The sequence below is a fragment of the Sphingomonas sp. STIS6.2 genome (assembly GCF_000732685.2).
Classification (GTDB): Bacteria; Pseudomonadota; Alphaproteobacteria; order Sphingomonadales; family Sphingomonadaceae; genus Sphingomonas; species Sphingomonas aerolata.
This window is the reverse complement of the sequence record NZ_JPDP02000126.1, coordinates 1-13,400: the sequence shown is the minus strand read 5'-3', so window position 1 is coordinate 13,400 and position 13,400 is coordinate 1. Positions and strand designations below refer to the sequence as shown.

Annotated in this window: 12 protein-coding genes; 4 read left to right on the top strand and 8 right to left on the bottom strand. The window is 69.9% G+C overall.

Features of this window, described 5'->3' with window-relative positions; all coding sequences use genetic code 11:
* Positions 1-18: 18 nt before the first annotated feature.
* Genes sphst_RS13885 through sphst_RS13875 form a run of 3 tightly spaced genes read right to left on the bottom strand, consistent with a single transcriptional unit; the run spans position 19 to position 4,012 of the window.
* Entirely contained in the window at positions 19-2,238 is a 2,220-nt protein-coding gene (locus tag sphst_RS13885) for a molybdopterin cofactor-binding domain-containing protein (RefSeq protein WP_107045704.1), read from the bottom strand.
* Positions 2,235-2,726 (bottom strand): (2Fe-2S)-binding protein, encoded by a 492-nt coding sequence (locus sphst_RS13880; RefSeq protein ID WP_107045703.1) that lies wholly within the window; start codon positions 2,724-2,726, stop codon positions 2,235-2,237. The genes sphst_RS13885 and sphst_RS13880 overlap by 4 nt, the downstream gene beginning before the upstream one ends.
* Positions 2,723-4,012, bottom strand: a complete 1,290-nt coding sequence (locus sphst_RS13875) for a cytochrome c (protein ID WP_107045702.1) — start codon at positions 4,010-4,012, stop codon at positions 2,723-2,725. Before sphst_RS13875 ends, sphst_RS13880 begins: the two co-directional genes overlap by 4 nt.
* A 210-nt stretch (positions 4,013-4,222) precedes the next feature.
* Between sphst_RS13875 and sphst_RS13870 the strand changes: the two genes are divergently transcribed.
* Positions 4,223-5,227, top strand: coding sequence for an alpha/beta hydrolase (locus sphst_RS13870; RefSeq protein ID WP_051916311.1), 1,005 nt, complete (start codon positions 4,223-4,225; stop codon positions 5,225-5,227).
* On the opposite strand, the gene sphst_RS13865 is transcribed toward sphst_RS13870, so the two are convergent.
* A complete protein-coding gene (locus sphst_RS13865; protein ID WP_043156658.1) occupies positions 5,193-6,134 on the bottom strand; it encodes a 3-keto-disaccharide hydrolase in 942 nt (313 codons plus the stop codon). The genes sphst_RS13870 and sphst_RS13865 overlap by 35 nt on opposite strands.
* Before the next feature lie 105 nt (positions 6,135-6,239).
* Between sphst_RS13865 and sphst_RS13860 the strand changes: the two genes are divergently transcribed.
* Positions 6,240-7,034 carry a ThuA domain-containing protein gene (locus sphst_RS13860; protein WP_031393643.1) on the top strand — a complete coding sequence of 265 codons (795 nt, stop codon included), beginning with the start codon at positions 6,240-6,242 and terminating at the stop codon, positions 7,032-7,034.
* 2 nt (positions 7,035-7,036) lie between these two features.
* Here sphst_RS13860 and sphst_RS13855 read toward each other — a convergent pair whose 3' ends face one another.
* Positions 7,037-7,708 (bottom strand): DUF6445 family protein, encoded by a 672-nt coding sequence (locus tag sphst_RS13855; RefSeq protein WP_107045701.1) that lies wholly within the window; start codon positions 7,706-7,708, stop codon positions 7,037-7,039.
* A 113-nt stretch (positions 7,709-7,821) separates the two neighbouring features.
* On the opposite strand from sphst_RS13855, the gene sphst_RS13850 reads away from it, so the two are divergent.
* A complete protein-coding gene (locus sphst_RS13850) occupies positions 7,822-8,505 on the top strand; it encodes an HPP family protein (RefSeq protein ID WP_107045700.1) in 684 nt (227 codons plus the stop codon).
* A gap of 38 nt (positions 8,506-8,543) precedes the next feature.
* Here the strand turns inward: sphst_RS13850 and sphst_RS13845 are convergent, their stop codons facing one another.
* The 3 genes from sphst_RS13845 to sphst_RS13835 are packed head-to-tail and all read right to left on the bottom strand — an operon-like array spanning position 8,544 to position 12,884.
* Positions 8,544-10,364, bottom strand: coding sequence for a methyl-accepting chemotaxis protein (locus sphst_RS13845; protein ID WP_159043640.1), 1,821 nt, complete (start codon positions 10,362-10,364; stop codon positions 8,544-8,546).
* Positions 10,354-12,393 (bottom strand): TonB-dependent receptor plug domain-containing protein, encoded by a 2,040-nt coding sequence (locus sphst_RS13840; protein ID WP_031394851.1) that lies wholly within the window; start codon positions 12,391-12,393, stop codon positions 10,354-10,356. Before sphst_RS13840 ends, sphst_RS13845 begins: the two co-directional genes overlap by 11 nt.
* A gap of 2 nt (positions 12,394-12,395) precedes the next feature.
* The gene (locus sphst_RS13835) at positions 12,396-12,884 is read right to left on the bottom strand and encodes a YfiR/HmsC family protein (protein WP_159043639.1); all 489 of its coding nucleotides are present in this window, start codon (positions 12,882-12,884) and stop codon (positions 12,396-12,398) included.
* A gap of 243 nt (positions 12,885-13,127) precedes the next feature.
* Here sphst_RS13835 and sphst_RS13830 point away from each other — a divergent pair.
* The coding region (locus sphst_RS13830) for a Ca2+-dependent phosphoinositide-specific phospholipase C (protein ID WP_234387658.1) at positions 13,128-13,400 on the top strand (273 nt) is incomplete at its 3' end.

Here is a 13,400-nt window from a genome sequence, read left to right as displayed (position 1 = left end):
CCCCGTGACCGCCGATGATCAGGAGCGCGTCGCCAGCCCCCCCGCCAGCGGCATGCTCCTGGTCCTGACCCCCGTTGCCGCCGCCAGCGCATTGGCGAGCGCGGCGGCGGTGGGCCCCTGCGCACATTCGCCCGTGCCGAGAAACGGCGTACCCGGCCGGTCGATGACCTCGACGACGACGCTGTGCGGCACGTCCGCGAACCGCAGAATCGGATAGCCGCTCCAGTCATAATCGGTCCGGCGCGTGCCGTCGTGGCCCGCCGCCTCGTAGGCGGTCCAGCTCAACGACTGGAGCAACCCGCCCTCGACCTGGTTGCGGATGCCGTCGGGATTGACCGCCTCGCCGCTGTCGACCGCCACGACCGCGCGGTGGACGATCAGCCGCCCCTCGTCGGGGATCCGCTCGACATCGAGCGCGACCGCGCAATAGGCGCCGTGATTCTTGTACCGCGCAAAGGCGAAGCCCCGCCCGCGATTGGGCCGGGGCCGGTAGCGGCTCCACCCGAAGCGTGCCGCCGCGCGCCGGATCACGTCTGCGGCGCGCGGATCGTCGAGATGCGCGAGCCGGAACGCGACCGGATCGCGCCCCGCCGCCGCCGCCAGCTCGTCCATCGCACTTTCGAGCGCGAAGATGTTCAGATGCGCGCCCAGCCCGCGCAACGCCGACACCCGCACCGGCATGTCGGGCAGAAAATGGCTGACGATGCTCTGATTGGCAAAGCGATAGAGCGGGATGGCGTTGCGATCGCCGCCGCCATTGGGCTGCGGGATCGGCTTGGGCGGCGTCGGCGCGAACGGCGGCACCACCTCCACGCCCGCGAGAAGGTCGCCCGCCGCGACGGGCCGCGTGCTGTGCGTGTTGCTCCACACCTGATGCCGCCAGTCGACGATCCGCCCCGACGCATCCAGCGTCGCGTCGATCTGCGCGAGCATCGCGGGCCCGAGCGGTTCCCAGCCATGTTCCTGCTCGCGGCTCCATTGCAGCCGGACGGGCACGCCGGGCATCGCGCGCGCGATCAGCGCGGCATCGCCCGCGACGTCGTCCGCCCCATTATGCCCGTAACAACCCGCCCCCTCGCGGTGGACGCAACGGACGCGGTCGGCGGGCATCGCGACCAGCTCGGCGATCGCGGTGCGCAGCGGCTCGACGCCCTGGCTGTGCGTCCACACCGTCAATTGCCCCTCGGCCATCAGCGCCACCGCGCAGGACGGCCCGATCGCGCCATGCATCAGATACGGCCGGTCGTACCGCGCGGACAGCCGCCGCACGCCCGGCGCAGCGGCCGCGTCGCGACGCGTGTCGATCACCGTGCTCTCGCGCCGCATCTCTAGCAATCCCGCGGGCATAGGCGGCAGCGCGGGAACGGCGTCATCGCGTGCCCATGCGCCCTGATTGGCGACGCGCAGCGCCTGTTCGAGCGGCCATTCGCGCGGTCCGACGATCGCCGCGAACCGCCCGACCTGCACGACCCGCGCGACGCCCGGCTGCCGTCTCAGCGCGGCAAGATCGGGCGTCAGCCGCGTCCCCGACGACGGCCCGCGCAGGACGCGCGCATGCACCATGTCCGGCAGCCGCATGTCCTGCACATAGCTCGGCAGGCCGGTCAGCTTGGCGGGCAGGTCGACGCGCGGTACCGGCCGCCCGATCAGCCGCCGCGCCGCCACAGGCTTGCGCGGCACATCGGCGCGTGCACGCACCGCCAGCGACGTCGACGCGGCGAGCTCGGCATAACTCGCACGCCGTCCCTGCCCGTCGAGCACGACGCCGTCGCGCGTGAACAGCGTCGTCGCCGCCACGCCCCAGCGCGCCGCCGCGGCCTCGGCGAGCAGCAGCCGGACACAGGCGGCGGCATTGGCGATCGCGGTACCGCTCTGCTCGAGCGTCTGGCTGCCTGCGGTCACGCCCTCGTTCGGGGTCAGCGCGGTATCCGCGGTGATCAGGTCGACCCGCCCGATCGCGACGTCGAGCTCGTCCGCGGCCAGCTGCGCCATCGCGGTCTTCACGCCGGTGCCAAGCTCGACCTTGCCCGTGAACACCGTCACCCGGCCATCGGCACCGATGCGGATCCATGCGTCGAGATCAGGGAATTTGGCGAGCGTCCCCGGCAAATCGGGCGCGACCGTCGCCGGTCCGCCGCTGCCCTCGCCGCCGCCGGTCTGCGCCAGCGCGGCCGGCGCGAGCGCGAAGGCGACCAGCAGCCCGCCGAGTATGTCGCGCCGCGACGCCTGTCCGCTCACGTCACCGGCTCCGCAGGCTCGACCACCCCGCCGCCGCGCATCACCGCCGCGCGCCGCACCGCGCGCAGGATCCGCATATGCGTCCCGCACCGGCAGAGCGACGGCGCCATCGCGCTGCGCAGCTCGGTTTCGGTCGGCGTGACCGTCGTGCGCAACAGCCCCTCGGCGCGCGCGATCATCCCGGGAATGCAATAGCCGCACTGCGCCGCCTGCTCGTGTAGGAACGCGCGCTGGACGTCGCCCGGCGCCGCGGCGCTGCCCAGTCCCTCGACCGTCGTGACCGTGCGCGTACCGACCGCACCGACGGGCAGCAGGCAGGCAAAGACCGGTCGGTCGTCGACCAGCACGGTGCACGCCCCGCATTGCCCCAGCCCGCACCCGAACTTGGCCGCATGCAGCCGCAAATCGTCCCGCAGCACATAGAGCAGCGGGGTGGCGGGATCGACATCGACGCGCGCGGTCGCCCCGTTGACGGTCAGGTCGATCATTCACCCTCCTTGCGCGCCGCGGCGACGTCTTTCTCGAGGTCCGGCCATGCCGGCCCCGTCCCGTGCCGGGCCTGCAGATAGGCGACGACCTCCGCCACCTGCCGGTCGTCCAGCGCATCGGCAAAGGCGGGCATGTACGGCCCGCGCGCCGCGACCGGTGGTTTCAGCCCCTTGAGGATCACCTGGATCGTATCACGCGGGTTCGCCTCGTGCAGCGGCGTGCCGAGCGGCAGCGCGGGTCGCCCGGCGACCATCATCGCCGCCCCCGGCTCGTGGCAGACCGCGCACGCCCCCGCATACAGCCGCGCGCCCTCGGGATGCCGCTGCCTCGCGAGCGCGCGACGATCGGGCAGCCGCGGCTCGGCCCGCGCGGCAGGCGCAGCGCGCATCTGCCACGCATAATAGGTCGCGAGCGCGCGGACGTCGGCCGGCTTCGCGCGCGCCAGATTATAAGTAACCGGCCCCATCGGCCCCGCGGCCGCGGCATGCGCGGTGCTGAGCCCGGTCCGAAAATAGGCGTCGAGCCGCTCGACGGTCCAGGCGCGGACCGCGGGCGAGCGCGCGTTGATCGGCGGCGCATACCAGCCGCCCGACCAGCCGCCGTCATAGGCCTGGTCGCCGCGCTTCTCCTGCTGCAACAGCCCGCGCGGACTGTGACAGGCGGTACAATGCGCCAGCGTATCGCCGATATAACGCCCCCGGTTCCACGCGGCCGACTGGCGCGGATCGGCGACCACCGGTTGCGGATCGAAGAACAGCAGCTTCCAGCCCGCCAGCAGCGGCCGGAAGCCGAGCGGCGGGATCATCCGGTTCGCGGGCGGCACCGCGCGCACCGCCGGCCGGGTCATCAGGAACGCGTAGAGTGCGTCCACATCGCCGTCCGCCACGCCCGCATAATGCGTATAGGGAAAGGCCGGATAGAGATGGCTGCCGTCGCGCCCGACGCCCTCGCGCATCGCCCGGCGAAACGCGGCCGGCGACCATGATCCGATCCCGGTCACGGCATCGGGCGTGATGTTGCTGCCATAGATCGTCCCGAACGGCGTCTTGATCGGATAGCCGCCCGCATAGGGACGCCCGCCCGCCGCCTGATGACAGCTGACGCAATTGCCCAGCCGCGCCAGATTGCCGCCGCGCGCGACCAGTACGGGATCGAACTGCCGGGGATCTGGGCGCGTCACGCGGGCGATGGCGGGCCGGTATGCGATTGCGGCAAACGCGATCCCGCACAGGCCCAGCAGAACCGCGGCGATGACGACGATGCGCCTGATCCCGGGCCGGCTCATCCTCGCCTAGCCCCTTGCGTCGCCGAACACCGTCATACGCATCGTCTCGTCTCCCCCGTGTGACATCGGACGCACGGGCCGATCGGACAGGGATTGAACGATCCGGATGCCGACAATCTCCCCGCACAGGGAGATAATCCCGCCCCGCCGCATCGATTCGCACCCCGCCCGCGCTGTGCTAGGCTGACCCGACAATATGAGGGGGCGGAGATGCGCGAGATCCTGACGGCGGCGGCCCTGCTGGGCGCCGTGTTGACCGTATCGGTGACAGTTGCGCAGACCCCCGCGCAGACCACACCCCCACCCGCCCCCGCGCAAGCACTCCGGGGAACGCTGGCCGGCCCGTTCGAACTCCGGTCGCAGCGCTTTCCCGGCACGGTGCGGCGCTACTGGGTCTATGTACCACCCGGCTATGATCCGCGTCGTCCGCCCAATCTGCTGCTGTTCCAGGACGGGCAGCGCGCGACGAATCCGGCAGGGTCGCTCAGGGTGCCCGCGGCCCTCGACACGCTGATCCTGCAGCACGCGATCCCGCCGACGCTCGGCATCTTCGTCACCCCCGGTCACCGCGCGGCGCACTATCCCGACACGCTCGGCATGGCCAACCCGGATCACCGGGTGGAGGAATATGACGCGCTGTCCGACGATTATAGCTGGATGACGCTGAACGAACTGCTCCCCGCGGTCGCGGCACGCTGGCGGTTCGCCGATGATCCGAAGCGCCGCGCGATCGGCGGCACGTCGAGCGGCGCGATCGCCTCCTGGACAATCGCCTGGCGGCATCCGGAAGCGTTCGGCAACGTCATCAGCTTCATCGGCAGCTACACGTCGATCGGCCTCACGCTCGGCCCGGACGGCACGCCGCGCACGCTCGGCGGCGACCTCTATCCGGGGCTCATCCGCAAGAGCCCGATCCGCCCGTTGCGCATCGTCCTGCAGGACGGGGCCGCCGATCTCGACAACGAACATGGCAACTGGTTTCTCGCCAACCAGCAGATGGCAAAAAGCCTTGCATGGGCCAATGCGCAGGCCGATGCGGAGCACCGCCCGGGCCCGCGCTACGACGTCAGGACAGCCTGGACGCTTGGTGGCCATTCGGACGCGGACGGCGGCGCGATCCTGCCCGACATGCTCCGCTGGATCTGGCGCGACCAGCCCGCAGCCGCGGACGCCCCGCCCCCTACTTCCCCACGACGATCTTCGGCAGGGTCGTGATCGGTTCGACCGTGATCGCGCGGAACCAGGTCTCGGCGCCTTCGGACTGCAGCTGGATCCGACCATGCGTCAGCGGCTGCCGGCCGTCGGGGCCGATCGTCGCCAGATCATGCACTTCGCCGACCGGGACGCCGTTGACGACATGCACCGCGCGATCGCCGACGACGTAGAGGTCGAGCGTGTTCCACGCGCCGATCGGCCGCTCGGCGTCGGTCGCCGCCTCGACGTTCCAGGTCGGCGTGCCGTTGACGATGTCGATCTCGCGCCCCCCGGCACGGAAGCGGAGATGCGGTTCGACCAGTGACGGGTCGAACGTCACCCCGGTACGGCCGCGCAGCTTGCCGCCGACCGCGACGATCATCCCGGTCGATCCGGTCATGATCTCGAACTCGACCGACGGCCGCCACGTCCCGAACACCTCGCCCGGCGCGCCATGCGTATGATAGAGCAGGCCGTTGTTGCGCGGCTGCGTCGCGCGCGGCGCCCAGGTTTTGGCGCCCCATTTGAACTGCAGCCGCAGGTGATAGTCGCGAAGATCGGCCTGGTGGACCAGGCTGCCCCAGGTCTCGCCCTTCACCCAGATCGCCGGCGCCCCGTCGACGCTACGCACCGCGAAGTCGCCCTTGGTATCCCGGCTCGTGCCGATCGGCGGCATGCCGGGCTTTGCCTGATAGGTGATCGACGGGTCGGGATAGCCGAGCCACGCGGTCCAGCCCGTGAGGCTGCGCCCGTCGAACAGCGCGGTCGACTTCCCCGTCGCCACGGGAACGTCGGTCAGCCTGAGCCGCTGCGGCGCCGCGGCGGGCTCCCCCGCAATCGCCCGCGCCCGGTCCTGTGACGTCTGCGCGGTTGCAGGCGCGGACACCAGCATCAGCGCGACCAGCGCGCGCTTGGATCTTCCAGACATTCGCTCTCAACTCCCCCATCATATTTATGGCCCAGCATAGCGCGTTATCGCTACCAGTTGAACTCCGATGGTCCCGCGCGCTAGGACCGGGTGGGAGATTGCACGATGCTCAAGATGTTGGCGCTGGCCGCCCTGCTCACCACGGCGCAGGCCGCGCCCGATCCGCATTTGCCGAAGGCCACGACCGACACCGTCGCCCCCGTGCTGCCCAAGGGCCTGCAACGCGCGGTGCTGATCGTGTCAAAGACCAATGGCTGGCGGCATATCGAACATATCCCGCATTCGAACCGCGTGCTCGCCGACATCGTGCAGGGAATGGGTCGCACGAGCTACGCGACCGAGAATGCGGCGGTCTTCAACGACGAACAGTTGCGCCACTTCTCCGTCGTCGTGCTCAACAGCGCCAGCGGCGGCTTCCTGACGCCAGACCAGCGCGCGGCCTTCGCCCGCTTCGTCGCGCGCGGCGGTGGCGTCGTCGCGCTGCATGCCGCGGGCGACGACAGCCATACCGACGCCTGGTACAGCGACACGGTGATCGGCACGAAGTTCATCGGCCATCCGGGCGGCGAGGACCAGTTCCAGCGCGCACGGCTCGTCGTCGATCGCCCCGACCATCCGGTCATGGCGGGGGTGCGCCTGCCCTGGACCGCGGTCGACGAATGGTATTCGTTCAACGCCAATCCGGCCGCCCGCGGCATGACCGTGCTCGCAACGCTCGACGAGGCGAGCTACCGTCCGGGCGCGAAGCTCGCGATGGGGACGCACCCCGTCATCTGGACCAACCCGCGCACCAAGGGCCGGGTGGTCTATTCGGCACTCGGCCATTTACCAGAGGCCTATGACGACCCGACCTATCGGCGCGTGCTCGTCAACGCGATCCGCTGGGCGGGCCGGCAATAGCCTCATTCGATCGCGAGGAACGCGGTGATCGTCAGTCGCCCCGCCGCCGGATCCGCCGACAGCACCGCATCGCGCGCGATCGCGCCGCTGTGCAGCACATAGCTGCGGTACAGCAGCGCCCGGTTATAGGCGGCATCGACCAGCGCGGTCCGCTCGAACAACGCGGTATCGTCGGCGATATAGCCGTGCGGCGGCATCGCCGCGACCTCACGGCCGAGCCGTGCGAAGAAGCCGGGCGCGCGCGTCTCGTCGACCGTCTCGAACCCGGTGGCGCGATGACGGAAGAAGGCGGTCCCGTCGCGGTTCGTCGGCGACAGATAATGGATCAACGCGATCCGGTCGCGCGCATAGGCATCGACATGCGGCAGCCTTTGCCGGATCTCGAGCGCGTCGGGCGTCACCGTGACGATCGAGAATTGCGCATCGACGACATGGATGCGGCGGCACGGCCCGAAATCGCGGCCCAGCGCACGGGCGATCCGCGGAAGCTGGTCGGCCAGATAGCGCTCGGGCAGCGCCGCGCGCAGACCGGGATAATGCTCGCCCGCGGATCCGAACGCCGCGTCCGCCGCGGCCTTGCGCAATCCGTCCGGATCCTCGGCAAAGCCGTCGATGATCACCAGCGGCTCCGCCTCCCGGCCGATACGCCGCCTGGTCACATCCCCCAGCATCATGCCTCGCCATCATCCATCTTCACCGTCCTCTAGCGATCCCGGTGACGCGCGACATAGCGAAATGCACGGGCGCAGCGTAGGGGCGGCACGCTCAGCCACACGGACGATCGCTCATGCCCCTGCCCCATGCCAAAGCCTTCTGGGCGAAGGCTTTTCCCGCCGACCGTCTGCTCGGGGGCGTCGGCGCCTGTATCGGCATCGCGCTGACGATGCTCGTCTGCGTCGCGCTGCTCCCCGCCGGCGACGTTCCCCAGATCGTCGCGCCGCTGGGGGCGTCGGCGGTACTCGTCTTCGCGGTCCGGTCGAGCCCGCTGGCGCAGCCCTGGCCGGTCATCGGCGGCAACACGCTGTCCGCCGCGATCGGCGTCGCCGCGTTTCAGCTCATCCCCGACGCCACGCTGGCCGCGGGTGTGGCGGTCGGGGCCGCGATCCTGGCGATGTCGCTGCTCCGCTGCCTGCACCCGCCCGGCGGCGCGGCGGCGTTGACCGCAGTGATCGGCGGGCCCGGCATCCATGCGGCGGGCTATGCCTTCGCGCTCGTCCCCGTCGCGCTCAACTCTGTCGTGCTCGTGCTGGTCGCCGGCCTCTTCTACCGCGTGACGCGGCACCCCTATCCGCATCACGCTACGCTGCCCCCCGCCGCGATCGCGGCCGAACGGCGCGCGGCTGGATTTCACCCCGACGACATCGACTCCGCGCTCGAGGACATGCACGAAAGCTTCGACATCGCCCGCGACGATCTCCACGCGCTGCTCGCCAGGGCCGAACGCCACGCGCAACGCCGCCAGCGCGGCTGAGCGCGAACCGGGTCTCCCGGCGCGTCAGTCCGGCAAGATCACGCGACCTGCCGTTGCTGCCGCTCGGGGCCTGCGTCATCGCCGAGGAAATGGCTGGTAAAGGCATGCGCGTCGTCTGCCAGTGACTGCAGCGTCCGCTTGAGCATCGCGCCGGTCCGCTGGACCTCGTCGACCGAGGCGAGATTGCGGTCGACCGACGATGCGATCTGCTGGCTCGCCTCGGTGAGCATCTGGCTGCGGTCCTCGACCGCCTCGATCCGCCCGTTGAGCTGTTCGATCGCCTGCGCCTGCGCACGCGACATCGCCGCCACCCGGCCCGCACCGTCGTCCATGCCGTTGATCAGCGCCCCCAGACTGCCCGTGCTCGCCACGACCGACCGGATCTGGTCCTGGACCGCCTCGATCTTCGAGCGCACGTCGCCCGCGCTCGCGCCCGTCCGCGTCGCCAGCGACTTGATCTCGGCCGCCACCACCGAAAAGCCCGCACCCGCGGGTCCCGCGCGCGCCGCCTCGATCGTCGCATTGAGCGCGAGCAGGTTGGTCTGCTTGGTGATCGCGCTGATCACGTCGACGATCTGCTCGATGCTGCTGGCCTGTTCCTGCGACAGCGCGACGGTATCGTTGGCACTGCGCGCATGGTCGCTGATCGACCTTGCGGCCAGACTGGTTCCCGCCACCTCCCGGTCGATCTCCTCGAAGGTGTGCGCCAGCAGATGTGTCTCCTTGCCCGCCTCGAGCATCTCGGTCGCGAACAGCTGCGCGATCGCGTCGAGCTCCTGCGCCAGCCGGCGATTGCCCTCGATCGTCTCGTGCAGGCTGACCGCATTCGCCTCGAGCAGCGCCATCGCCTCCTGCGCCTCGCGGATGATGCCGCCGACCTGGCGTTCGAACGCCTCGGCCAGCGCGGCCAGCGTGGCCTCGCGCTCGCGCCGCGCCTGCGCTTCGACCTCGGCGATCGCGCTGGCCTGGCGCGCTTTTTCCTCCTCGGCATGGAGGCGCAGCAGTTCGGCCTGATCCGCAAGGCGTTTCGCATCCTCGCGCTGCGTCTGGAACGTCGTCAGCGCGGTGACGACCAGCCCCAGCTCGTCATGCCGCTTGAGCGTCGACAGATCGATCGCGGCCTCGTGCATCACCGCATCCGTCGCCGCGGCAATGTCGGTGATCGAACCGATGATCGATCGCCCGATCACATAGGCCATCACCAGGCTGCCGCCCGTGCCGACGAGCAGGACGAGCAGCAGGATCGCGATCGTGACATGCGTGACCAGCAGCGCCCCCGATGCCGCCTGCCCGGCGCGGCCGATACCCGCGGCGGTCACGCGCCGGATCCGCGTATCGATCTGCTGCGCATTGGCGCGGAACGGGTCGACCATCGCCGCGGTGCTGGCAAAGTCGACCTCGAGCATCGACGTCAGCACGTCGACGGTCGCGGTATATCGGTCGAGATCGGCGAGCACCGGGCCCAGCTGTGCGCGCTGCCCGGCGTGGCTGCGCCGGTAGCCGACCAGCGCCGTACGGACCCGGGCCAGGTCGCGGTGGATCGCCGCCACCTGCCCGTCGACCGCGATCGTCGGCGTCGCCGCCTTCGTCACCAGCAGGTGATAGACGTTCGCATTGGCGATATCGAACCGCTGCGTGATCGCGTTGAGCTGCTTGATATCGCGCATGTCGCGGTTGACGATGTCGTCGACGCTGCGCCCGGTGATCAGCAGCGCCGCGGTGCTGGCCAGCGCCATCACCACGAACAGCACCAGCATGATGACCGGCGTCGCCGCGACCTTGACCGCGATCGGCCGGTCGGCAAGCGCCAGCCTGCGGTCGAGCCGGTCCGACAGCCGGAAGAACGCGTTAAAGCGCAAGTCGCACCCCTGCGCGCACGCGACGATCCGCCGGGATCGGCGATACCGCGGCGCCGTCGGCCAGCGCCAGATTCTCGCCCGCGACATAGAGTTCGAGCGCGGAGGTCAGCCGCAGCCCCGCCCGCGCATCGAGCGCCACCGCATCGTCGACCCGGTAGAGCAGCAGCTGCGGAGTCGACGAAAAGGCGAATTGCCGCGTCGACGATGTGTAGCGCGCGACCCCCGACAGCGACAGTCGCCCGATGTCATAGCCGAGCGCCAGATTCGCCTTGTGGACCGGCGTCGTCGACTTGGGCGACAGCGCATAGGGGATCGGCAGCGTCAACGACGCCAGCTGCTCGTCGGTGTGCGTCCAGGTATAATTGGCGCGCCATGTGAGCGCACCGACCGCACCCGACGCCGACACCTCGGTGCCATAGGTGGTATAGTCGCCGATCGCCGTGAACCGCGCGACGAGCGAGGGCAGCGGGGTCAGGAACAGCTCGGTCTGCAGGCCGTCGCCCGGCGACGCGATCGCATTGTCCGTCTTCGTCACGAACGCGTTCGCCTCGATCTGCGTGCCGCCGATCGTCCGCGCATAGCCGACCTCGCCGCTCCACACGCCGACCGGATCGATCCGCGGCGACCCTGCCACGAAGATCGGCACCGGCGCCGGGGTGATGATCGGCAGGCGGATCCCGTAATTCACCAGCGACGGCAGCTGGTAGCCGCGACCGCCGTTGATCCGCAGCTGGCCGCGCGCATCGGTCTGGACGAGCAGCGCGACGTTGAAGCTGAACCGGGTGAAGGCCCGATCGAAATCGCTCGCCACGTCATAGCTCGGCTGCGCGATCGCGCCCGCCTGGTGCAGCCAGAGCCGGTCGATCCGCGCCGCCGCGGTGATCGAAATCGCCTCGTCCGGATGCAGGTCGAGCATCGCATTGGCCGATCCGACGTCATAGGAGATCCGCTCGGCGAACTGATAGGCCGAGCGCAGCCGGTTGTTGCGATATTCGCCGCCGAGCCGCAGCGTATCGGTCTTGCCCAGCCGGACCAGCGTCGACGCCTGGGTGACGATGATCCGGTTCTTGAACCCCAGCGGCTCGGTCGCATCCGCCGTAGCGCCGACGCCATATTGCACATCGAGCCAGTTGACATAGCCGCCCAGCGTCACACCGCCCCAGCCCGTGTCGCGCGTGGCCGAGGCATGGACGTTGTCGCTGCGATAGCGCTGGTTCGACAGCAGCTGGCTCGGCAGATACTCGGCCTGCCGATTGGTCGAATGGCCGCCGCCCAGCACCGTCTCCAGTCCGTCGAACGAACCGGTGATGTCGCCCGACACCTGGTCGCTCGCGACGTCGCTGACCATCGCCGGGCGCAGCAGCGTCGCCGGGATGCGACGCTCGTCCTCGCGCGCGCGGACCCCGGCAAGCCGGATCCCGATCGCCGGGGTGACGGGCAGCGTCACCGACCCGGCGAGCCGGCTGATGTCGTGATTGCCAAGCTCGGCGGTCGCGGTGACGGTCGGCGTCTGGCCGACGCGCCGGGTGATGATGTTGACGACGCCGCTGGCGGCGTTGAACCCGAACAGCGCGTTCGCCGGCCCGCGCACCAGCTCGATCTGCTGGATCTCCTCGAGCTGGACCCCCAGGAGATTCCAGTCGGTCATGCCATAATGATCGAGATAGACCTGCCGTCCGTCGACCAGCACGAGCAGCCGCGCATTATAGGTCTGCACGCCGCCGCGCACCGACACGTCGCTCTGCCCCGCGGTCCAGCTGTTCACGTCGATGCCGGCATGCGTCTTCAGCAAACCGGGTACGTCGCGGGCGGGCGACCGGGCGATATCCTCGCGCGTGATGATGATCGCGGACGCGGGCAGTTCGGACGCGCGCTGTGGCTTGCCCGTGACGCTGGTCGTCACCGGCTCGCCGATCGTCTCCTGCAACGCCTGGTAATCGACGGCCTGCGCACCTGCGACGGCCGGACACAGCACTGCACCGGCCGTCAGCATGGCGCGCAATCCGGTGGCGAAAGTCGAAACGGTCATCGTTAAATTTCCTTGATCAGCATCAGGAATGCCGACCCGAATCTGATATTGGCAGCCCGCGCCGCGGCGCGATTGACGGTGATCTGGGTCTTGGGACCCGAGGTGATGCCGACCACGCACCGCGCGGTCTGCACGCAGGCGGGATCCGACGAGATCGTCAGGACCGACGATCTGGCGGCCGCGGCGGCGATGCCGGCATGCTCCGGGCGCAACCCCGTCGTGACGAAGGCGAGCCGGAATCCGGCCAGCGACCCGATCGCGCCGACCGGCACGCGGCGCGCGCGGATCGCGCTGCGTCCGGCGGCCAGTCCCGATCCGATCGCCCGCTCGATCGCCGCCGCCTCGGCCTCCGATGCTGCATTGCCCGGCTCGAACACGATCGCCGCGGCGACCGTCCCCGCCGGACCGGGCTGAAGGAACGACACGACCCGCGCCGCGATCGGCACGTTCAGTTCCGCGGACAACGGCGTCGCGCTGCCCAGCGCGGCCACGCCGCACATCCATATCCAAGGTCTAAACACGCTGTCCCCCACTGAGGGGACAGCGAGTATCACCCGATATTGTCCAATTAGTTAATGGCTTAGAGACCGCGATACACAATCTGCGGCCCCATCGCGCGGGCCGCCGCGCGCCCAATTAAGACGGTCGCGTAACAGAACGGTCGTCCTCGCGTCATCTGGCGCGGCCATAGCCCGCGGACGACGCCGGCCGGGCGCCAACAGGGCAGGACAATCATGCGTATCTCGACGATGCTGCGGGCGACCGCGGCGGTTCTCCCCCTCGCCCTGTTCGCAGGCCCCGCGACCGCGAAGGATGCCGCGCCGCTGCGGATCAACGACATCGCCGTCATCGGCACGCACAACAGCTACAAGCAGCCGATGCCCGCCGCGACGATGGCGAAGGTGCGCGCCGCCGATCCGGCGATGGCCGACGCGCTCGACTATGCGCATCGCAGCCTTGTCGACCAGCTCGACACGGGCGCGCGCCAGCTCGAGATCGACGTGAAC